Annotated in this window: 19 protein-coding genes and 1 rRNA gene; 4 read left to right on the top strand and 16 right to left on the bottom strand. The window is 39.1% G+C overall.

From position 1 onward, the window contains the following. The first annotated feature begins 28 nt into the window (after nucleotides 1-28). Nucleotides 29-952: a M14 family metallopeptidase gene (locus I6E72_RS00100; RefSeq protein ID WP_197110728.1), complete on the top strand. Its 924-nt coding sequence runs from the start codon at nucleotides 29-31 to the stop codon at nucleotides 950-952. 145 nt (nucleotides 953-1,097) lie between these two features. Next, nucleotides 1,098-1,517: a hypothetical protein gene (locus tag I6E72_RS00095; RefSeq protein ID WP_169060058.1), complete on the top strand. Its 420-nt coding sequence runs from the start codon at nucleotides 1,098-1,100 to the stop codon at nucleotides 1,515-1,517. Nucleotides 1,518-1,542: 25 nt separating this feature from the next. Here I6E72_RS00095 and ccoG read toward each other — a convergent pair whose 3' ends face one another. From ccoG to I6E72_RS00045, 10 genes are all read right to left on the bottom strand, one after another. Next, nucleotides 1,543-2,925 carry a cytochrome c oxidase accessory protein CcoG gene (ccoG, locus tag I6E72_RS00090; RefSeq protein WP_197110727.1) on the bottom strand — a complete coding sequence of 461 codons (1,383 nt, stop codon included), beginning with the start codon at nucleotides 2,923-2,925 and terminating at the stop codon, nucleotides 1,543-1,545. A 145-nt stretch (nucleotides 2,926-3,070) separates the two neighbouring features. Beyond that, nucleotides 3,071-4,489 carry a sigma-54 interaction domain-containing protein gene (locus tag I6E72_RS00085; RefSeq protein ID WP_197110726.1) on the bottom strand — a complete coding sequence of 473 codons (1,419 nt, stop codon included), beginning with the start codon at nucleotides 4,487-4,489 and terminating at the stop codon, nucleotides 3,071-3,073. A 93-nt stretch (nucleotides 4,490-4,582) separates the two neighbouring features. Then, entirely contained in the window at nucleotides 4,583-5,887 is a 1,305-nt protein-coding gene (locus tag I6E72_RS00080) for an ABC1 kinase family protein (RefSeq protein ID WP_165722354.1), read from the bottom strand. A gap of 68 nt (nucleotides 5,888-5,955) precedes the next feature. Further along, complete coding sequence (locus tag I6E72_RS00075; RefSeq protein ID WP_197110725.1) at nucleotides 5,956-6,510, bottom strand: DUF1439 domain-containing protein; 555 nt, start codon at nucleotides 6,508-6,510, stop codon at nucleotides 5,956-5,958. A gap of 366 nt (nucleotides 6,511-6,876) precedes the next feature. Then, entirely contained in the window at nucleotides 6,877-9,558 is a 2,682-nt protein-coding gene (locus I6E72_RS00070) for a DUF349 domain-containing protein (protein WP_165722356.1), read from the bottom strand. Next, complete coding sequence (locus I6E72_RS00065) at nucleotides 9,548-9,829, bottom strand: YeaC family protein (RefSeq protein WP_007378333.1); 282 nt, start codon at nucleotides 9,827-9,829, stop codon at nucleotides 9,548-9,550. The genes I6E72_RS00070 and I6E72_RS00065 overlap by 11 nt, the downstream gene beginning before the upstream one ends. A gap of 1 nt (nucleotide 9,830) precedes the next feature. Beyond that, complete coding sequence (locus I6E72_RS00060; protein ID WP_007580349.1) at nucleotides 9,831-10,157, bottom strand: hypothetical protein; 327 nt, start codon at nucleotides 10,155-10,157, stop codon at nucleotides 9,831-9,833. 139 nt (nucleotides 10,158-10,296) lie between these two features. Continuing rightward, entirely contained in the window at nucleotides 10,297-11,799 is a 1,503-nt protein-coding gene (locus I6E72_RS00055; protein ID WP_010554016.1) for an alanine/glycine:cation symporter family protein, read from the bottom strand. 376 nt (nucleotides 11,800-12,175) lie between these two features. After that, nucleotides 12,176-13,303 (bottom strand): M14 family metallopeptidase, encoded by a 1,128-nt coding sequence (locus tag I6E72_RS00050; RefSeq protein ID WP_197110724.1) that lies wholly within the window; start codon nucleotides 13,301-13,303, stop codon nucleotides 12,176-12,178. A 183-nt stretch (nucleotides 13,304-13,486) separates the two neighbouring features. Continuing rightward, nucleotides 13,487-14,929 (bottom strand): glyceraldehyde-3-phosphate dehydrogenase, encoded by a 1,443-nt coding sequence (locus I6E72_RS00045; protein ID WP_010554014.1) that lies wholly within the window; start codon nucleotides 14,927-14,929, stop codon nucleotides 13,487-13,489. A 174-nt stretch (nucleotides 14,930-15,103) separates the two neighbouring features. Here I6E72_RS00045 and I6E72_RS00040 point away from each other — a divergent pair, with 174 nt between their 5' ends. Further along, complete coding sequence (locus I6E72_RS00040; RefSeq protein ID WP_197110723.1) at nucleotides 15,104-15,904, top strand: DUF2989 domain-containing protein; 801 nt, start codon at nucleotides 15,104-15,106, stop codon at nucleotides 15,902-15,904. A 239-nt stretch (nucleotides 15,905-16,143) separates the two neighbouring features. Here I6E72_RS00040 and ihfA read toward each other — a convergent pair whose 3' ends face one another. The 5 genes from ihfA to I6E72_RS00015 all read right to left on the bottom strand — a co-directional run bounded on the left by ihfA (nucleotide 16,144) and on the right by I6E72_RS00015 (nucleotide 21,940). Beyond that, on the bottom strand, nucleotides 16,144-16,443 hold the full coding sequence (ihfA, locus tag I6E72_RS00035) for an integration host factor subunit alpha (protein ID WP_002960690.1): 300 nt from the start codon (nucleotides 16,441-16,443) through the stop codon (nucleotides 16,144-16,146). A gap of 2 nt (nucleotides 16,444-16,445) precedes the next feature. Continuing rightward, nucleotides 16,446-18,833, bottom strand: coding sequence for a phenylalanine--tRNA ligase subunit beta (gene pheT / locus I6E72_RS00030; RefSeq protein ID WP_197110722.1), 2,388 nt, complete (start codon nucleotides 18,831-18,833; stop codon nucleotides 16,446-16,448). Nucleotides 18,834-18,848: 15 nt separating this feature from the next. After that, nucleotides 18,849-19,829, bottom strand: a complete 981-nt coding sequence (gene pheS, locus I6E72_RS00025) for a phenylalanine--tRNA ligase subunit alpha (RefSeq protein ID WP_002960692.1) — start codon at nucleotides 19,827-19,829, stop codon at nucleotides 18,849-18,851. A gap of 345 nt (nucleotides 19,830-20,174) precedes the next feature. Next, on the bottom strand, nucleotides 20,175-20,885 hold the full coding sequence (gene hda, locus I6E72_RS00020; protein WP_007580342.1) for a DnaA regulatory inactivator Hda: 711 nt from the start codon (nucleotides 20,883-20,885) through the stop codon (nucleotides 20,175-20,177). Next, nucleotides 20,885-21,940, bottom strand: coding sequence for a DUF2066 domain-containing protein (locus I6E72_RS00015; RefSeq protein ID WP_010554011.1), 1,056 nt, complete (start codon nucleotides 21,938-21,940; stop codon nucleotides 20,885-20,887). Before I6E72_RS00015 ends, hda begins: the two co-directional genes overlap by 1 nt. A 369-nt stretch (nucleotides 21,941-22,309) precedes the next feature. Here I6E72_RS00015 and I6E72_RS00010 point away from each other — a divergent pair, with 369 nt between their 5' ends. After that, complete coding sequence (locus I6E72_RS00010; protein ID WP_165722358.1) at nucleotides 22,310-22,453, top strand: hypothetical protein; 144 nt, start codon at nucleotides 22,310-22,312, stop codon at nucleotides 22,451-22,453. Between the two features lie 305 nt (nucleotides 22,454-22,758). Here the strand turns inward: I6E72_RS00010 and rrf are convergent. Further along, nucleotides 22,759-22,873, bottom strand: a 5S ribosomal RNA gene (gene rrf / locus I6E72_RS00005). Between the last annotated feature and the right edge of the window lie 95 nt (nucleotides 22,874-22,968).

Below are 22,968 nucleotides of genomic sequence, written 5' to 3'. Positions count from 1 at the left end.
CTAATAACAATTGATATAAAGGTTTATTATGACTAACAGCACATACCCTATTGGCACATCTGGACAAAAATGGAATAACAACGATAAAGCCCAGTGGTTAACACGCCAAAACATTAAACGCAGTTACCAAAACGAAGTCGTAACGCTAATTAATGACCTTAAGAGCACCTTAGATATAGAGCAATACGGCGAGCTTAATTACACCGCTGGCACTTACCCATTATATATATTAAAAACGCCTAACTTTAATGCTAATAAACCAACTGTTTTAATCACCGGTGGTGTACATGGCTACGAAACCAGTGGCGTACATGGCGCACTTAGGTTTGCTAAAACATCGGCTATGCAATATTGCGAACAGTTTAATATTATTGTTGCCCCCTGCATTAGCCCTTGGGGATATGAGACTATAAACCGCTGGAACCCAGACGCTATTGATCCTAATCGCTCATTTTACGAGGGTAGCCCAGCTCAAGAATCAGCCGCTATTATGGCGTTTGTAAAATCATTAGGTACTGACTTAATCGCTCATATTGATTTACACGAAACAACAGATAGCGATAACAGTGAATTTAGACCCGCACTCGCTGCGCGTGAAGGCACTACAAATACTAACTGGAACATACCTGACGGGTTTTATTTAGTTGCAGATACCAAAAAGCCTGAGCCGGAGTTTCAAAAAGTCATTATAGAAAGCGTTGCAAAGGTAACTCATATTGCACCGAGCGATGAAAATAACCAGCTAATAGGCGTACCTCAAGAGCAATTTGGCGTGATTAACTATGCAGCACGCGATTTAGGTTTATGTATGGGCTTTACTGATGCACCCTATGTAACTACTACAGAAGTGTACCCAGATAGCCCAACAGCCACCGATGAAGAATGTATTTTGGCACAAGTAGCCGTTATAACGAGCGCGCTAAATTACATTACAACCTCTACAAAAGATTAACCACTGTTCAGGAGCGGGTACTCATTAAATTAAGTACCCGCCAAAAAAAAGAAACAACCTGATAACAAAAAACAACCCAAAAGAACTGGTTTTATTGAATTTAAAGGTATAAGGTTAGCCTTCCCTCAAATTCAAGGAGTATACATTGGGGTTTAAAAACAAATATGGACAGGTAAGCCTCTATACTGAAAATAACGTTGTTATCGCTCACTTTTCGGGATACATCACCTCAGGGCTTCTTCGTGCGTTTAAAATTGAACTATGCGAAAAAATAAAGTCACTCAAAAATCAGCCTTGGGCCTATATTAGTGATTCTTTTGATGTTTTGGCTGCAACGCCTGAGGCAGAAAAAGAAATGATAGATATTAGCCATTTAATGAAAGCAAACAACTGCCTAAGTAGCGCGTTTGTACTCACATCAGCTATCGCTATAAATCAAATGAAGCGCATTTTAGAGTGTGCAAAAAGAAACGTTAATTTTAGTGAGTGCCTATTTACCGATTTAGATAGCGCTAAACAGTTTATTTCTCACAACTTAAAAAGTAAGCAAGGCCAACTGATATAAAATAATTGACCTTGCTTTATCAATCTTAGTTTTTATAAAACTGACTGTCTTTGGTTATCGTAATGCTGGCGTTTTCTTGCGCTGTTACAATAAATTGTAACTTACTCACTTTACGCTCAATATCGTAACCATCGGCTGTTACAGTAACGGGGACTCTTTTCATCGTCCCAGGCTGTACAAGCGTAGCTCTCGGACTTGAGAGCGTAGCCCCTGGCAAACCCTCTATGGCAATACTGTAATGCAGTGCTTGCTGCGTTTTATTAATAATAGTAAGTGTATAAGGGTTTTCTACAAGGCCCTCGTAGTTCACTCTATAAAGCGCATTCCTATCTCGTAGTACTGAGGCTTCTATTGGTGTACGTTGCAGCATCCATGCAAACATAGAAATGATTAACAAAGCTGTTAATGCGCCGTACCCTACTAGCTTTAATCTAAATGGATTGGTTTTTTTACCTTCCATTTGTTTTTCACTCGCGTATTTAATTAAGCCTTTTTCGTAACCAAATTTTTCCATGGTATCGTCGCAGGCATCAATACATAAGCCACAGTTTATACATTCATATTGCAATCCATTTCGAATGTCTATTCCTGCAGGGCATACCTCTACACACAAGTTACAGTCTACACAGTCACCTAAGTTAAGCTCTTTTAGATCAGCTTTGCGTTTACGTGGTCCTCGGCTTTCACCTCGCTCGTTATCATATGTAACAAGCAACGTATCTTTATCAAACATAACAGCTTGAAAACGAGAATACGGGCAAGCAATAGTGCACATTTTTTCGCGTAAAAACCCTGCATTGCCATAAGTACAAAAAGCGAATAAAAACACCCAAAAGCTCGTTATACCTGACCACTCAAACGTAAGCATTTCCATATACAAACTTTTTGCCGGAATAAAATATGCCATAAACGAGGTGGCGGTTAAAACTGAAATAATAATCCACGCACTGTGCTTAGTTATTTTTTTGCGCCAAGTGCTTAGCGTCCACTGTGATTTATCTAATTTAATTCGCTGATTTCGAGTGCCTTCTATGCGTTGCTCTACCCACGAAAACATGAGCATCCATATAGTTTGCGGGCACGTATAACCACACCAAACCCGACCAAGCCAGTTAGTTACAAAAAATAATGCAAAAGCCCCCACCATAAATAGCAGGGCTAAAATCATAAAATCTTGAGGAAGGAGTGTTAGACTAAAAATAGTAAAAGTTTGCGTTGCCACATCAAGCAGCACAGCTTGTTGTCCGTTATATTGGATCCACGGTATTGCAATAAAAGTTAGCATTAACAGCCAACCTAAATTACGGCGTATGCGCTGAAAAAATCCTTTTTGCTCGCGGATATAAATTGGCCCTTCGGTGTTATAGGGCTTAATGATCATGTCTTCTTCTTTAATATCAAACTTCATAGTACTTGCTTCATAATGACGGGTATTATGCAAGTATTTGCAACTTTCAGACCAAGCTGAAAATTTATTTACATCATTGATATTAAACAGTTTATTTCAACGCAGTAAAATAAAATTCGTGATATTAAACGCGCTGCGCGATATATCACGAATTTTTAGCAATCCCTAACTTTCGCATTTTTGAGCGTAGTGTACTCTCAGGTAAGCCCAATTTAACTGCTGCCCCTTTATCACCTGATATTTGCCAGTGCGATAACGCGAGAACAGAGGTTATATGCTGCTTTTGGGCCTCATCAAGCGTAAGTGAAGGGTTAATAACTACTTCACCACCCGCTTGCAAAGGCTGACTTAGCTGAAGTATCGCCTGATTAGATAAAATAGCTTCGCGTTCAAGTACATTTTGCAGCTCTCTAATATTGCCTGGCCAATTGTAGGCTTGCAGCTGTGTAATTGCTTTTTTACTTAGCCCTTTTAAGTGTTTACCCAGTCGTTTATTTATCTGCGCAATTAAATTAGCGCATAAATAAGGAATATCCTCTTTTCGATCTTTAAGGGCGGGTACTTTTATAGGAAATACATTAAGCCGATAATACAAATCAATTCTAAACGCGCCTTTTTGTACCATTTCCCACAGGTCGCGGTTAGTCGCTGCAATCACTCTAATATTTACTTTTAGCGTATTGCTGCCACCCACACGTTCAAACTCTTGTTCCTGCAGGACTCTCAGTAATTTACTTTGCGCCTCAAGTGGAAGCTCTGCTATTTCATCTAAAAACAAGGTGCCTTTATCAGCAAGTTCAAAACGCCCTTTACGGCGTTCATTTGCACCTGTAAACGCGCCTTTTTCATGGCCAAAAAGTTCCGATTCTAGCAAACTTGGGGTAAATGCGGCGCAATTTACTTTTATAAAAGCTTGTTCGCTACGCTTGCTTAGTCGATACAAATTACGAGCTACTAATTCTTTACCCGTGCCATTTTCGCCAAGTATAAGCACTGTGCTGTCGGTTTCACTTACCAGTTTTATTTGATCTAACATGGTTTGAAATATATGACTTTGTCCAACTAGCCCTGAGTCTTGCCAATCTTCGTTAAGTTCTGCAATTAAGTAGTTGTTTTCATCTTTTAGCTGCTCACTTAAATGCTTTACTTGCTCAAGTGCCTCTTGCAGTGCATTTTGTGTTTGCTGTTGCAGTGATATGTCGCGAAATACCGCTACAGCACCAATTAACTCATCATTTTTATAAACAGGTGTTGAGGTGTATTCCACTGCAAATGAGCTACCGTCTTTACGCCAAAAAACTTCATTTTTAACTTCACGACGTTTTCCGTCAAACATGGTGCAATATATTTGGCATTCATCAGCGGGATAAGGTGTGCCATCAGCATGAGTATGGTGATGATATTGGTGTATTTTTTTACCTAATAACTCGTCTGCTCGCCAGCCTGTCATGCGCTCAGCGGCAGGATTAACAAACACCGCATTACCCGACAGGTCAAAACCGTATATGCCCTCACCTACTGCGTTTAGCAATAATTTAGGATCGTTTAAAAATTGTTTTATCATAAATGCACCTCGCGAAATATCGCGAGCATTATGGCAATTTTATACATTAAGTGCACTCATTACTTAAAATGCACTTACGTGTAAATTAAAACGCTATAAATAGTGCTGAAATAGCGTTTTTACATCTATTTTTGCACCTAGCCTTGCGGCAATTAAATAAAGTCCTGCAAGTTTTCGGTGAATAAATAGCGCATCAACGGGCGGTGTATGCCATTGCTGAGATTGCCCACTAAGAGCAAGCCCTGCATTTTTAATTTTGAGCGCGAGTTCGCTATTTTTAAAATCAAACTCCCCTTCTGCTCTCAGTGGCTCGCACGCCATTAAGAATAAATCAATGACGTTGTTTTTATACTCCTCAAATAAGTCATTTTTAAAATAACCAATGTGTGAAGCCGCTCTAAGTACACCTTCTCTGTTGTTTTCACTACCCGCTTTAAATAAAGCTAAATAAGCGCGGCTAAGCTCGGTTGATATTTCTCGCGTTGCACCAAAATCAAATAAAACAATTTTTTGTGTATCAAGCTGATAATGAAAGTTGGCAAAGTTAGGGTCGGTTTGAATTAATTTAAATTCAAACATTTCTTTAAAAAACAAATCAATAAGTTGCTCTGCAACAAAGCTTTTTTGACTATCTGGTAGCTCTGTAATGCTCTCAATAGGTTCTGCTTTTATATATTCCATAGTTAGCACGTGTTGTGTGCTGTGCTCTGGATATACGTTGGGTACTTTAAAGTGGGGATTAGTTGCTAATGCATTTTTATAACGTATTAAGTACTGAGCCTCCCGCTTATAATCAGCCTCAGCTAATAACTGTGCCTTAGCCTCACCAATAAGTGGTTTAATATTAAGATCTTTTGGCAATAAGCGAGAAATCGTTAATAAAGAAATAACGTTATCAACATCACTTACTACACTTTTAGCAATACCAGGGTATTGAATTTTAACAGCAAGCTGATCGCCATTTTCTTTATAAGCTAAATGAACTTGCCCTATAGAAGCCGCTGCAAAAGGTCTTAACTCAATATGAGAAAAACGCGCTAGCCACTCATCCCCCCATTGCTCTTTTAACACTTCAACAAGCTGCTTATGAGGCATTGGATTCGCGTCTGAGCGTAGTAAAGCAAGTAACTGAGCCAATTCAGGACTAAGTAAATCACCGGCATCCATTGAAAGTAATTGCCCGAGCTTCATTGCTGCGCCACGTAAATGAGATAGCTGTGTGGCTAGTTTTTCAATGTTTTTAGGTTGTAGTAGTAAGCTTTTATTGTCCCAACCTTTACCCGTTAACGCGCTCTTAGCGCCATCAACTAACATGTTGGTAGCAACACCTGTTGCGAGTGAGCCTAATTTTGCAAAGCGAGAAAGCCGAGAAGTGGGAACAGTACGAGGAGCCGCCATAATATTAAAACCTAATTAGCCTGAAAGTCAGGCTAATTAATACGTATATTGTAAGTAGGTAGATCTACTTATAGACGAGGTACTAGCTTAATTGCACCTTCAACCACTTTCATATCAAGTGGAAGTTTACTAAGTAGCATCATTTTAGGGTCATCCATATTTAATGTATAAACAGGGTTAACCGCTAAAAAAGCATTAATCACATCCATTGCTTGGCTATCAAGTGCACCTAAATTACCTTTGAAACCACCGGCATCAACACTCGAATCAAGTAATTTAATATTACGTAAAAACACTGCTTTTTTCTCACTGTCGTAGAATGGGCTACCTTCAATTTGTAGCTTTAAACGCACTGGGTATTTAAGTGCGAATGCATTAATTTCAGCGCTTGAATCGGCACCAAGAACAACAACATCGCGGTTATCAGGTCCAATATTTACACTTAAGTCGTTTACATCAAACTGAACCGGCAAACCCATTAAGCTTACTTTTTCACTTAACTTTGGTAATTGCTTACCCAGTACAGACTCAACCTCAGAGTTAGTAAATGAATATACTGATATGCCTTGCGTGGTATTACAGGCAGTTAAAAATAACGATGCAATAATAACTAAAATTCTCATGAGAACCCTTTTGTTTATAAATTAGTGATACATAAAAAAGCCGCTATTAAAGCGGCTTATTAAAATAGTAACCAGCATATATTACGCTGGTTCTAGGGCGTGTTGACCTTTGTGGATTGAAATTTGTTCAATCTAGGGTCGATTTAATCGCGGCGTGAGGTTTGTAACCTAGCGGGCTAAGTCAAAACCGAGCAACAAAGAGTTAATCGTCCCTAGAAAGAACCCAAAGGGCAGCGCATGTTTGGCATTTATGCTGCGTTATCGCCTATTTATGGGGAATAACCACACTACATAGACTCTGCCTTGCCTAAATACCAAACAGTCTGCTGCAAATTCAACCACGAAAGGTCAACACGCCCTAGTGCATTAAGCTGCAAGTGTCGCTTTAAGTCGCGTTAGTGTGTCAGGTTCAACTGAACCGTCACTGAGCGCTAATAACTGTTTTAAATAATAGTTTAAATCAGCATGATCGCCACGATGTTTGTCATCTAGCATGGCTACTTGTTCTGCCATTCTAAGTGACTTATCGGTTGAACTTACGTTCGCTAGTATTTCCATGCGAGTAATAAGTTGCTCTTTACTTAATGTTGTTTTAAGCGGTGCTTGATACTGACTTGGTAACGCTTCATTGTTTTCAAGTGCTGTAATTAACGCATCTAGATTAGCTTGCTCTGATTTGCTTGTAAGCAATGCAAGTTTATCGTCAATAGCTGCTAGTAGCTTAGTAACTTTTGGCGCTAACGATCTAAATTGCGTGTACCCTTTCACTTTTGTTTCTAGGTCGTGCAACTGTGCTCTTTGATTTACATCGCTAAGTGCTGCTTCAAGCTCAGCAAGTTCTGCAACTGCTTGTTTATCTGACTCATTTTGATCAAGTTTTTGCTGCTCAAATTCACTACTACGTTTAGTAAATGTTTCATCGTTAAATTGACGAAATTTTTGCCATAACGCATTTTCAGCTTTTAAACCTGCAAAACCAATTGTTTGCCATTGCTGCTGCATTTGCTTCAACTCTTGGCACGCAGCGGCTAAATCATCGCTTTGTGATAATTGCTGCGCTTTTTCTACTAATTCATTTTTAAGTACGGCATTACTTTTATGAAATGCGTTTAATAAAGCCAGTACTTGTTGTTGCTCGCTTTTATAACGATCGTTTAGTGTACGGTATGTTTTAGGATCAACTTTACCTACACTGCGCCACGCTTTGTTTAAACGATTGTATTGGCTTTCATATTGCTTCCAATCAAAGTCATCCTCAGCCGTAGGCTGTAAATGAAGCGCGTGCATGTCGCTAATAATACTTTCGCGTTGTGCTTTTGAGGCCTCGCGTTGTACTTCTTGCTCTGCAAAGTAACTACGACAAGGTGCAAATAACAGCTCGATTTTTTCATCAAACTGCACGCCTTGTTGCTTTTCTTCATCTGTATCTAAACGACCTAACTCATTCCAACGTTTACGTAGCACTTTTACTTGCTCTGCGCGTTGTTGTGGGTCAGTACACTCTTCACTTACTAATGCACTTACTTCTTCTAATAAAGCTTCACGCTTTGGTGCTGCAGCGTATTTTTGCCAATCTTTAGCATCTGCAAGTTGCGCTTCAAGTTCCGCTTTTATATTTACAAGCGGCTGTTGATATTGCTCAGTGAGTGTATTAAATAACTCTTCAAACCCTTTAAATACGCCAAAGGCAACATTAAAACGACCTTCTTCAATTAGGCGTTTAACATCACGAGCTTTGCGTTTTGCTTGGCTTTGGTTTTTTTCAAGTGGCTTAACTAGCTCACTCATTGGTGCTAAAAATTGCTTTTTATGCGTATTTAACTGTGTTTTAAAGGTACTTTGCAGTGCACCATCTAAAATATTTAAATGACTACGCGCTGCTTTAAAACCATTATTAAATTCAGTTAGAGTTGCATCGTATTGCGCTAAATCTTCTGCTGGCTTAATTTCGCATAATGCTGCAAAAGCGAGTTTGTACTCTTTAATAGCCGTTGTTAGCTCAGGTAATTTAGCAACTTGAGTAAATAGCTTTTCTAACTTGCTTACAGCCAGTTTAGATTGCGTATTATTAGCAAGTTCTGTTTCGCTAATAGCTTGCTTAGCTTGCGCTACTTTTGCATCAAGCCAATCTTGTTGAATTTGCTCTGGTGTTTCAAGGCCTAGCTGTAAGGCGTTTTCTATTTCTTCACTTAACGCTTCAACAGTTGCAAGCGCTAGCAATTGGCGCTGTTGTAGCGCTAATTTTTGCTGCTCTTTGTCGTGTATCGCTTTTAGCTGTTCAATGTGTGCATCTAACTTAGTGGTAATCGAAATATATTTTTCGTCAAGAAGCTTAACACGCTCATCACTTAGCCATTTGAGCTCAAGTGCTTGCCACTGGGCCATTAATTCGCCGGCTTGTGGATTTACAACACCAAAATCTGTTTTTTCACGTAAAGCATTTAACTTAGCTAAAATAACACGTGTTGCACTTTCAACCTGCAGTGGCATTTCTATTGCTAAACGCTCATTTTCAATATGCGTTTCAAGTGCTGCTTTTGCACCATCCTTTGCATGCTTTACTAATGGCTTAATTAATTGATGGGTAATAACAAGTTCAACTAATTGAGTTTGTAGCTCTTCGCTACCTTCTTTAAATGCTTTTTCTACTAGTTTTGGATTTGCTAAACGTTTTAATAATTTAACGCGTACTTGCAGTTCTTTTTCTGCAAACGCTAACTTTTCGAGTGTTTTAACGGGTGCAAAACGCTCTATGTATTCGTTTTTAATTTGCGGTGTTAGTGCACTTTCGCTATTTAAAACAGCATTAGATATTTGAAGCTCTGCTATATCTTTTAATGCTTGATCTTGTTTATACGCTTTCCACCAAAGTGGTAACTCGTTTACTTTTTGTAGTGCTTTGCGGCGTATTTCAGCTGAGCTGTCTTCAAGTGCTAACGTGTTTAATATGGTTGCATCACGTTCAATGTCTAATTTTTCGATAGCATCAAGACGTACTTGTTGCTTAGGGTGTTTCCATTTCGGTGTAAAAAGGTGCTTAAAGATCATGTTCACTAAACCTAGCTATTTCGTTGTCTGATTTAAATTCTTTTTGTAGTTGAGCTTTTGTCTTTTGGATCATTTCACCATTAGCACCAATCGTAAATTGCTCGTTTGATTGAGCCACTTTTGCTTGATACAACATAACCAACTGCACTGTTTGTTGCTTTTGCTCGTCTGATAAAACGGTACCGTCTGGCCATTTGCCAGTTGATGCACCGTATTGTAAGCGTTCGAATAATTCGGGAGTAATATTTTGTACAAGATTGTCGATATTCATGTCATTTTTTCTTTTTTAGAGTCACTAAAACAATTCGGTTTATAAGATACCAAATACACCCTACGCCAATAGCCGCAGTATAAGCATACCACTGAAGCGTTTTTTCTTGCGGTTGTAAAAAGTACAAACAGAAAAAACCACCTAAAAATAAGATAAGCGCCAAAAAGGAGTGATTTATAAACATCTGCTTTTTTTTAATTCGCTGTTCGCGCTGAAGTTGCAAAACTTGCTCGTCGTTTAGCTCTGCAATGTTGCTTTCGCAATGCGGACATTGCTTATGTTTATCTGAAATTGATTTTGCACATTTTGGGCAACGAATAATCGCCATACTTCTCTCCATACTACGCATAAAAAAAGCGCCTTTCGGCGCCTTTATTGTACTTGTTTTATTTCTCGTTGTCTTTTTTGAATTCAAACCAATAACTAATTTTGGGGCGATAATTTTCTAAGTTGCCCACTAAGTTTAATCACTCTGCGTCTTTTGACTGCTTCTCTAAGCGTTTTTCCCAGAACGTGGCGTTTTTAATGCCTAATTTAACTGGATCAAATATGATCTTTCCGCCTTTTTTCTTCTGTTCTTCATAATCGCTCAAACATAACAAAGCAGGCTTAGCTACGAAGAAAATAGCTAAAATACCTAGTATGTTGATCCAGGCCATTAAGCCAACGCCAATATCACCAATAGTCCAGATATAACCTGAATTGTTTACCATGCCGTATGCAACCATAAACATAATCACAAACTTCACGATAACAAGCGGAATACTGCCTTTAAAATAACGATTTAAATAAGCAATATTAGTCTCTGCAATAAAGTAATAAGCAAGTATTGTGGTAAAAGCAAAGAAGAACAATGCGATGCCAACAAATGCCTGCCCAAAACTACCAAATACACTAAATAGAGCCATTTGCGTAAAGGCTGCTGAACCCACTTCAGTGGCTGCATCAACATTTTGAACAATAAATTGCCCTGCTGGTAACTCACCCACAATGTTGTATTGCTGCGTTATTAAAATCATTAATGCTGTTGCAGTACACACAAAGATGGTATCAACGTAAACAGAGAAAGCTTGTACTAACCCCTGTTGAGCAGGGTGATCAACTTCTGCAGCGGCTGCTGCATGAGGCCCAGTACCTTGGCCTGCTTCGTTAGAATATATACCGCGTTTAACGCCCCAACCAATAGCAGCACCAAAACCGGCCTGCGCAGTAAACGCATCACTAATAATTAAATAAAATATATCACCCACTTTATCTAAATTTAAAAATACTACGATTAGTGCCAATACTATGTAACCAAGCGCCATAAATGGCACTACTATTTGCGTAAAGTTCGCAATACGCTTTATTCCGCCGAAAATAATAAACGCCAAAACAATAAGGATAATTGCCAAAGCGACCAATTTAAAGCTGCCTACGTCACCAAAGCTAGTAGAAACCATATTGCCATCGCCAAACACTTGAGTAAACGCATTACCTACCGCATTTGCTTGTACGCCTGGCAGAAAAACACCACATGCAATAATTGCCGAAACAGCAAATAAAACAGCTAGCCATTTTTGCCCTAAACAACGGTCAAAATAATACGCTGGGCCGCCACGATATTGCCCGTTTTCTTCTGTTTTATAAATTTGGCCTAAAGTAGATTCTGCATATGCGGTACTTGCACCTAGAAAAGCAACAACCCACATCCAAAAAATAGCACCTGGTCCACCAAAACCGATAGCTGCTGCAACACCTGCGATATTACCAACACCGACTCGTCCAGACAACGATACTGCAAGGGCTTGAAAAGATGAGATACCTTTATCAGACGTGTTTGGACTAAATAATAACTTACACATTTCTTTAAAATGTCTAACTTGAGCAAATCGAGTTAATACTGAATAAAACAAGCCTGCGCCTAGGCATAAATAGATGAGTGCATTACTCCAAACAACATCATTAACAGCGCTTACAAAAGCTTCCATGGATATCCTCTATAGTTATATTTATTATTTTTAATTACGAGACTCTGCTTTAGCTACTACGCAACATAAGTTTCACGAAATAAGGTTTTACCTCTCCCGTCCCGACTCATTATTTAATTAATCTTAACTTAAGTACCCCAACTTTGTTAACACTTAATTTTCAAAATATCTAATTACGTAGCTATTGCAAGGCACTGCATCAGCAGTATTTAAAGGAAAGTAGATTGATTTGTACCGATACGGTGATGATACGCGGCGAAGAAACGTTAAAAACGTTTTGGAATGAAGTTGCTATATGATTATTATTTTTTGTAAAAGGGGTTTTACTAAAAGCAAAAAGGGCATCAAAACTATTGATACCCTTCAAATAAACGTTTTATCTTAAATTATCAACAACATTAACAATTGCCGCTAACGTATCTTGACCAAATTGATACGAACGACGGTCTGACCAGCCATAGTCTGGATCAGGTAAATCGTTGTTGTCTTTAAATGGCATTTCAATTGTGTACGTTAATGCTTTGAATTCTTCAGCAGTAGCTGATGAACCTACCGTAAGGTTAGCTTGGCCGGGCTCATCTTTTGGATAGCCATGCTCATCTTGAAACTCTGGAGTAATAGTTAAAAGCGCAGCTTTAAAGCTATCTTCAAGGCCTTTAAGACGAGCATCGTAACTTGGAATACCTTCGCTGCCTGCCACAAAGTTATACGGAATAGCTTCATCGCCGTGTATATCTAAGTGCATATCTAAGCCAGCTTCGCGCATTTTATTTAGTACTAGGTAAACCTCAGGGCTATTTTCCATGCTTGGTGTCTGCCATTCACGGTTTAAGTTAACGCCTTTAGCATTAGTACGGAGATGTCCGCGTGCGCTGCCATCTGGATTCATATTTGGCACAACGTAAAATACTGCTTTTGATAGAAGCGCAGCTGCATGTGGGTCTTCGTCATCAAGAAGTTTGTGCAGTAGACCTTCAACATACCATTGGGCCATTGTTTCACCTGGATGTTGACGTGCTGTGATCCAGATATTTTTCTTATCTTCACTTGGCTCACCAATTTTAAGCACACTCATATCGCGGCCATCGAGTGTTTCACCAAGTGTTATTAATTGGCAAGCACCTTGGCTTTGTGCCCAAGACAATAAATCTAAATGGCGGTCGTAACTGTATGGCGCAAAGTAAGCAAAATACACGCTGCCGCACTCTGGTTCAATTTCAAAGCTTAATGTGCCATTTTTATAGCTTGATGGTACACGAAACCATGTTTGGCGGTCATATGATGCAACGGCTTGATACCCTTCCCAACCATCTGGGTAAGCTGATTTATCAAGCTCATTAATATTTAACTTATGCAATTGGTAAGGCGTTGTTTCAAGACGAAAGTGAAACCACTGATAAAATTCAGACTGGTGATCTTTATTAATTTCTAATTGAATATTTAAAGGATCGGTGGCTTCAATAACTTTGATATTACCACTGTCGAAATTGCTGCTGATTTTCATGAAAAAACCTTTAGGTTGAATAAGTTTATCTGTTTATTAATTCACAGAACTGACATTATTTTGTAAATAGTAAAACGAATGTGCATTTTCTTAATTAAAGCCTATCACAAGGCATACGCTTTAAAAATAATACACGACCAAAAAAGCCAGCAACATGCTGGCTTTTAAGTCACTGCAAATAAATTAGCGAGGTAAGCTTGGGAATGACACTTCGGCCATATCCCGCATACAACGAACTACTTGGCAGCTGTAACCAAACTCATTGTCGTACCATACATATAAAACAATACGGTTATCTTCAACAATCGTTGCTTGTGAATCAACAACACCTGCGTAACGGCTACCTACTAAATCGGTAGAAACAATTTCCGTTGATGCTGTGTAATCAATTTGGTCACGTAAGTCTGAATGAAGTGCAGTATCGCGTAAAAATGCGTTTAGCTCTTCAACTGATGTGCTTGTTGCTAAGTTAAGGTTCAAAATAGCTAGCGACACATTAGGTGTAGGTACGCGGATTGCGTTACCTGTTAATTTGCCTTCAAGCTCTGGTAATGCTTTTGAAACCGCTTTTGCAGCCCCTGTCTCAGTAATTACCATGTTAAGTGCTGCGGCACGGCCACGGCGCTCTGCTTTGTGGTAGTTATCAATAAGGTTTTGATCGTTCGTGTACGAGTGTACAGTTTCAACATGGCCATTATTAATACCAAACTTATCGTTTAGTGCTTTAAGCGTTGGTGTAATTGCATTGGTTGTACAGCTTGCTGCACAAACAATTTTATCTTCAGGTAAAATATCTTTGTTATTAACACCATATACGATGTTTTTGATATTACCTTTTGCAGGAGCTGTTAATAATACTTTTGCAGCGCCCTTACACTCTAGATGCTGGCCAAGGCCCGCTTCGTCTTTCCAAATACCGGTGTTATCAACAATTAATGCATTGTCGATACCGTATTGAGTGTAATCAATTTCGCTAGGAGAGTTAGCGTAAATAACCTGAATGTAGCTACCGTTGGCTTTAATTGCGTTACGTTCTTTATCAATAGTGATTGAGCCATTGAATGGACCGTGAATTGAATCACGACGCAGTAAGCTTGCACGCTTTTCAAGATCACCCTCTTTACCGCCACGCACAACAATAGCGCGCAAACGTAAATCTGAATATGGACCTGATTTTTCAATTAATAAACGCGCTAGTAAACGACCAATACGACCAAAACCATACAATACAACATCGCGTGGTTCTTTCGCTGGTAAGTCAGCTATTTCTGCAAGTTCATCTTTTACAAATTCTTCTACTGAGCGGCCTTTTGCAGCTTCAGTGAACAAATAACTATATGCAAGCTTACCAATATCAATACGTGCAGAGTTTAATTCCATTTTGCTGATAGCTTCTAAAAATGGGAAGCTTTCACGCAAACGTAATTTAGTGCCTTCAAACTGAGCAACGGTTTTGTGAGATTTGATAATATCGATAGTACTGGCATTTACGAGAGGACGGCCATATACAGCGATTTCGATACCACGATTACGGTAAAGTTTACCAATGATTGGTTGCATGCTTTCTGCGTAATCTTGGCGCTCTTGCCAACTATTTGTGTATTCTAACTCGTGAGATGAGGTCATTTTATTTACCTAAGTTTATCATTTTGAACGGATAGCCTTTAAAAATGCACTATATTTTGAGAGTAATGCACTTCAGGCAGGGCTATTCTAATTTAATCTGAAGTTATTCTCTACTGTTAGGCGTTAAATGATTGCGTTAGAATAACAAGGTAGATATTCATTTGGGGTTAAGGGATGCTTAAAAAAGCAAGTGTACTATTGGGTTTGCTAACGTTGACAGGGTGTGAAGAGGCGTTAACACTCGCACAAGTGTGCAAAGAAACACCTGGCTTTTGTAGCGACTTAAACAAAGACAGCCACTGCAAGGATGGGCGTTCTGATGTAATTATCAAACGTTACATAGAATACAAAGACCCTACTGATGAAAATAAATACCAATTACTCAAAGACTTTGAATCTTATAACCAATGTATAACTGTGGCTGCCAAAATTGAACATATTAAGTTAAAAGCTAAAAAAACGTCACGTATTGACGGTCAATTAACGAGCATTAAAGAAATGACTCGGTTATACCAAGATACCCAAAATACGAACCATCCAGGTTTGCTCTACTACCAATGGTCACGAAATAATAACCAAAACGCACTGACTAAATTATTGGCGATAGAAAATGACAAAAGTGTAACGCAAAGTGCCGAAATGCAATTTTTTTTAGCATCGTACTATATTAAGTTCGACGATGAAAAAACCATCGATTTGCTTTATAAAACTTTAGAGCTCAATAAAAAAGACAACGTACCGAATCCTGAAGTGTATACATCACTTATTAGTCTTTTTTATAAACATGATAAATTTAAGCATGCATATATATTTTCTAAAGTAGCGCAAATGTCGGGGATTGAAAATATTGACGTGTTTGAAATTGAGCAGCAATTAATAACGAATGGTAAAAGCTTAGACAGCCTAGATGTACTTGCAGAGCAAACATTTCAGCAAATAATGGCAGGTGATTTTGTATCTCCTCGAGAGTTTTAATTTATAATCGCAAAAATAACCTAATACCAATCTGCTTATATATGGGGTCTATTTAACGTTAAGGAAATTACGCTAGAACTAGGCAAAAATTTTTGTATCTAGTTGTTCTAAATAAAACATTTTTAACGACGTTATAGTGCAATTTAATTCGTTAAATTGATCAAAGATTTATGCAGGTTGGTATAATTTAATAACTAGGTTATTCAGGCAAATAAAAAGGCAGCTTACGCTGCCTTTTTTTATTTTGCTTTGCTTGTGCCCACTTCTACGCGGGTTTTAAGCTTTTGACCTGGTCGAAAAGTCACCACACGACGTGCCGAAATAGGAATATCTTCGCCTGTTTTCGGGTTGCGGCCTGGTCTTTCTTTTTTGTCTCGAAGATCAAAGTTACCAAATCCAGAGAGCTTAACCTGCTCGCCTTTTTCTAGCGCTGAGCGGATTTCTTCAAAAAACGCTTCAACTAAATCTTTGGCATCTTTTTTATTGATCCCGAGCTTTTCAAATAGGTGTTCAGCTATGTCGGCTTTAGTAAGCGCCATATCTAGTCCCTCAACGATGCATTAAACTGTTCGGCCAATTCGGCCACCACGTTATCAACTACTAGATTGATATCTTTCTCTTCGAGTGTTCTATCAACCGCTTGCAGTGTTAGAGCAATCGCCAAACTCTTATAATTTGGCTCAATACCTTTGCCCTTATACACATCGAATAAGTTTAGGTCAACCAATTGATTTCCGCCAACTTTTTCGATCACGCTTAAAATGTCGCCAGATTTAACGCTGTCTGCCACTAAAATCGCGATGTCGCGGCGATTTGAAGGGAACTTAGACACCCCTTCTGCTTGCGGTAAATTTCTTTTTTCTATTGCTGACATTTCAATTTCAAAAACAAAAGTTGCGTTGTTGATATCTAACGACTTTTGAGCTTGAGGATGTAAAGCACCAAAAAAACCAACCTTTTTGCCATCAACATATATTACTGCTGATTGACCAGGGTGAAGTCCATCTGACTGCTCGGCTTTAATTTCAAAGCGAGTAATGTCATTGGTAATTGCAAGTAAGGCTTCAACATCACCTTTTAAATCGTAAAAATCAACGTTACGTTTTTCTTCAACCCAATGTTCACCATTTACAAGACCCGTAATAACGCCGCCAATAACCGGTACTTGGTAAACACCATTTTCTGCACTTTCGTCGCTTATAAATTTAAGACCATGTTCGAATAAACGAATGCGAGGCTGTTGGCGATTTTGGTTATACGCTACAGACGCTAATAAACCCGGCATTAAACTTACACGCATTGCAGACATTTCAATTGAAATAGGGTGCGGTAATACCATTGCTTTACACTCTGGGTGTAAAATAGCTTGTGCTTTAGGGTCTACAAAGCTGTATGTAATTGCTTCTTGGTAACCACGAGTCACTAACGTATTACGGAACTTGCTAAGTGCAATAGTTGCTTCGTTATGTGTCGTCATTTTAAGTTTTGCAGTTGGTGCAACATTTGGGATGCTGTTGTAACCGTAAACACGTGCTACTTCTTCAATTAAATCTTCTTCGATGCGAATATCAAAACGGTAGCTTGGTACGTCGGCACTCCAGCTTTCATTTTCTACTTTAACATCAAGACCTAAACGCGTAAGAATATCGGTTACTTTAGCATCTTCAATATGATGACCAATAACACGGTCTAAACGTGCACGGCGAAGACGTACTTCAGTCACTTTTGGTAATTTGTCAGCCGCAACAGCTTCAACTACAGGACCTGCTTGACCACCTACAATCTCAAGAAGAAGTGCTGTTGCACGTTCCATTGCATCATGTTGTAGAGCAAAATCAACACCGCGTTCATAACGGTGTGAAGCATCAGTGTGTAAACCGTAGCTACGTGCTTGCCCTGCAATTGCTACAGGATTAAAAAATGCGCTTTCAAGTAATATATCAGATGTTTTATCTGTAACACCTGATTGCTCACCACCAAAAATACCTGCAATTGCAAGTGCTTTGTTATGATCGGCTATCACAAGTGTTGTGTCGTTTAATTTAGCGGTGTTACCGTCTAATAAAACAAGTTCTTCACCTGCGTTTGCACTACGTACTTTAATACCACCTTCAATCGCATTTAAATCAAACGCGTGCATTGGGTGACCAAGTTCAAGTAATACATAGTTAGTAACATCAACTACTGGGTCGATTGAACGTACGCCACTGCGACGTAGCTTTTCAACCATCCAAAGCGGTGTTTCTGCATCAAGGTTAATGCCCTTTATCACACGACCAAGGTAACGAGGACATGCATCTTCATTAACTAGATCAATTGATACTTTGTCATCAATTGTTGGAGTAACCGCAGGGATATCTAATACATTTACGTCAATGCTATTTAAAACACCTACTTCGCGTGCTAGACCTTTTATACCTAAGCAGTCACCACGGTTTGGTGTTAAATCAACATCTATAATATTATCATCAAGACCTAGGTAATCACGTAAATCAGTGCCTACTGGTGCATCGCTTGGCAATTCCATAATGCCGTCGCCTTCTTCGCTAATACCTAGCTCAACAAAAGCACATAGCATTCCGTTTGAAGGTTGGCCGCGTAGTTTGGCTTTTTTAATTTTAAAGTCACCAGGCAGTACAGCGCCCACAGTTGCAACAGCAACTTTAATACCTAAACGACAATTTGGTGCACCACACACGATATCAAGTAGCTCATCGCCACCTACGTTAATTTTGGTAACACGCAGTTTATCTGCATCAGGGTGTTGCCCACATTCAACAACTTCACCTACAACTACGCCATCAAATTTGGCAGCAGCAGGCTCAACGCCATCAACTTCTAGACCAGCCATTGAAAGCTGTTCCGAAAGAGCTTGCGTATCAATAGCAGGATTAACCCACTCTCTTAACCACTTTTCACTAAATTTCATTTTATTGTTTCACTCTTAACGGAACTGGTTCAGGAATTTTAAGTCATTTTCGAAAAATGCACGCAAATCGTTTACGCCATAGCGCAACATAGTTAAACGCTCTACACCCATACCAAAAGCAAAGCCGGTGTATTTTTCTGGGTCAATGCCCACAGACTTAAGTACATTTGGATGTACCATGCCGCAGCCTAGTACTTCTAACCACTTACCGTCTTTACCCATAACATCTACTTCAGCCGAAGGTTCTGTAAACGGGAAGAATGAAGGACGGAAACGAATTTCCATATCTTCTTCAAAAAAGTTACGTAAAAAATCATGCAAAATACCTTTTAGCTCAGTAAAGCTAACATCGGTATCAACCATTAAACCTTCAACCTGATGGAACATAGGTGTATGTGTTTGGTCGTAATCGTTACGGTATACGCGTCCAGGTGAAATAATGCGCAGTGGTGGCTGCTCAGTTTCCATAGTACGAATTTGCACGCCACTTGTTTGTGTACGTAGTACTAATTTAGGGTTGAAATAAAAGGTATCATGATCAGCACGTGCTGGATGGTGCTCTGGAATATTTAGCGCATCAAAGTTATGAAAATCGTCTTCGATTTCTGGACCAGATTTAACTTCAAAACCTAACTCACCAAAAAAGCTTTCTATGCGCTCAATAGTGCGCGTAACTGGGTGTAAACCGCCAGTAGGCATAACACGCCCTGGTAGAGTTACATCTATAGTTTCAGCAGCTAGTTTTTCTTCAAGTGCTTTACTTGCTAGCAACTCACGCTTTTCGTTGATAGCAGCTTGTACATCTTGTTTAGCTTGGTTTATAACTTGGCCTGCTTCTTTACGTTCTTCAGGTGCTATTTTACCTAACGTTTTAAGTAAGCTAGTGATTTCGCCTTTTTTACCAAGATAATTAACCCTGATATCTTCTAACTGCGCTATTTCACTGGCACTGGCTACCGCCTCAAGTGCTTGCGCTAATATGTTTTCTAAGTTCATTCGATACCTGACCTTTCACAGAAGGTGATTGCTTAAGAGCGTGTTGGCCTTTCAAGATTGCTTTACAACAGTGTGGTTGGTTATTAAATAAGGTTAAGCATTGGACTGTAGTTTCCTACATAAGTGATGCAATAACGCTAAATAAAGACCAAACACATGCAGTTTGAAGTGTTTATCTCGGAGGCTACGTTCTTTGTTGTTCGGGTTTCGCATATAAATACTACGCTAAAGCCCTCACGACGCGATTAAAGCACTCTTAAGTTAAACAAATTCCAATCAGGAAAGGTAAACACGCTCTGATAATAGCTTATGATAACTGAAAGAAGGGTCTAGATTCTAGACCTACTACAGCTTTAACGTTGATTTTATAAAAGGAATAGTTAATTTTCGCTGTGCTGCCATAGATGCATGATCTAATTTGTCGAGTACATCTAATAAAGCACGCATATCACGGCTTAAACGGGTTAGTAAAAAGCGTGCACACTCATCACTTAATTCAAGGCCGCGCATATGAGCGCGCTTAACAAGTGCTTGTGCTTTATCATCATCACTCATAGAACGAATTTGAAAGGTTGTTCCCCACGTTAAGCGAGACTCTAAGTCAGGCAGCGAGATATTAAGCATGCTAGGAAGTAAATCGGCAGTTACTACTAACATTTTTCCGGGTTCGTTAAACCGGTTAAAAAAGTTAAATAGTGCTTTTTCCCATGCATCATTGCCTGCAACTAAATGCACGTCATCAATACATAGAACATCAAGTGCTTCTAAACCGTCTAATACCATAGGTCCAAAGTCAATTACTTCGCGCATAGACAGCAGCATATTAGATAGGCCACGCTCTTGTGCTTTAATGCAGGTTGCATACAAAAGGTGAGACTTACCCGAATCACCTAACCCACATAAATAAGTATACTGAAACTTTTTAGCTAACTTCGAAAAGCTATCTTTTAAATGGTTAACCTCTAACGAATCTTCCCCACCAAAGTACGATGCAAATGTTTCGTCATCCGGCAAGGTAACCGGTAATGCCATTTGCATCGGCTCAGAAGTTAGCATTATGGCGTTATCCATTGATACTCTAAGCTATTTTTATCAACAACATGATAAAAAGCGCGTGGATCCTCATAATCTTTAAATGAGGAGTCTAACCCTAGCCCTTTTTTAAGATCACTTAGGTTACCAGTGTGGTTTAGTTTAAATTCTACAAATTCTGGTGTTTTACGAACAATTTTAACTTGCGTAACAACGCTTAAGTTCAATAATCTTTGTTTTGCTAATTCAACATCAACAAAACTTTGCGTGCCTTTTAATGTTAGCGTGGCCGCGGCTTGTTCATAATAAGCATTTGGATCAATAGCGTACTCGCTTGCAAGGCCTCGAGCTAAGGTATCAATCATTTGACTCACTATTTGCTGCTTATCGCCCGTTAATCTATTTGAATCAAATTGATCATCATTAGTAAAACGCCAATCTAAAATCCAATTTTCGCTATCCGCTTCTTTATACATTCTTGCTGTAATACTTCGCTCAGCACTGTAGCGTCTAGAGGCCTCTTCTACTGGTTCTGAAAAGTTACCCCATACCTCAGGAATACCTACTAAACGTCTATCTTGTAAATCAAGTAATGGCACAACGACAGGCAGACCACGGCGTCCTGCTTTGTCATAAATTAACTGCTCTAATTGCGGGTAACTTTCTTGTGTTACTAATTCTCTGCGCCAATTGTCTTCAATACCTAACCATATTGCGACTAACGGGCGTTGTACTCCCCATAAAGGTAAGTTTAACTCTTTGATTAACGCATTGATCTTTCGAGCTTCAAATTTAACAACAAGTTTCAACTGTCCATTTGCTCTCTCGTCATATTCAAACTTAAGCATATAATCAGAAATATCTTTAGTGCGTTGCTGTGCTAATTTATTTTGATCCGCAGTTTCATCACCGCTTACTTTCACTAAAACATTGAGCAAAGCTTTACGACTCGCAGCTAATCGAGTGTCTCGTGTTTTGTCATCCACTTTTAAAATATCTTGATATAGATCAGTTACTTCAACTGCCGACGCAGAAAAACAAAATAAAATGGATATGGCGCTAATTAATAATCTATACACAGGCTGTTAGTTCTTGGTTTTAAACTGATTTGATCCTAAATCAAAGACAGTAACAAAGCAAAATTAAATTTGTTATCTAAGGAAATGAAAGTAATTAGCTTTTATAGAAAGTAAAAAAGATTAAATATGAATAAGATAGTTGAGTGAGTTGTACGCTATTCACCTACATTTAACTTTACTACACTTTTCAAAACGCGAACCTCTCGGGTTTAGTTAGATCATGAAGGTATTTAATGTAAGTACTTGATGATGTTATGGTTAAGATTATTCGTTATTGGCTCGCATTTAATCTTTCTTCAGGCGTAAAAAATCGTTAGATACGGGCTCTCTACAATTTGATGTCGGTGGGCTACGCAGTAGGATGTCGTAGTGCCCACAGCGGTAGAAAGTCACAGTGAAAATGCTATTGTATTAGCCGACTGGGGTATTGAGGGTTTTTGTTGTGATTCTAGCGTCGGGAGTCGCTACGCTCGCCCGACCTACGTGCTAGGTGTTGATGTGGGTGTGTATTAATTGCGCGCATTTCACTTTTCTGTAGACGTAAAAAAGCCCGAATCGTTAAATTTGGGCTTTCTACAATGTGAAGCTTGTGTAATGTCACGATACCCACAGCGGTGGAGAGTCACGTAGAAAATGCTACTGTATTGGCAGAATGGGGTATTGAGGGTTTTTGTTGTGATTCTAGCGTCGGGAGTCGCTATGCTCGCCCGCCCTGCGTGCTAGGTGTTGATGTGAGTGTGTATTAATTACGCACATTTCACTTTTCTGCAGACGTAAAAAAGCCCGAATCGTTAGATTCGGGCTTTCTACAATTTGAAGCCTGGTAATGTCCTACTTTCACATAGCAAATGCTACACTATCATCGGCGCTGTTTCGTTTCACTACTGAGTTCGGCATGGAATCAGGTGGGTCCAAAACGCTATTGTCACCAAGCAAATTTGGGCGTTAATCCGTATCGCTACGCACTAACTGAATTTGGAAAATATCTGATAATATTTTTTAAGTCTTTCTAAGTAATATCTACTTTA

The sequence above is a fragment of the Pseudoalteromonas sp. NSLLW24 genome, from assembly GCF_015864725.1.
Lineage (GTDB): Bacteria > Pseudomonadota > Gammaproteobacteria > Enterobacterales > Alteromonadaceae > Pseudoalteromonas > Pseudoalteromonas arctica.
Note: the sequence above shows the minus strand (reverse complement) of the source record. Positions and strands in the feature narration are given on the sequence as shown.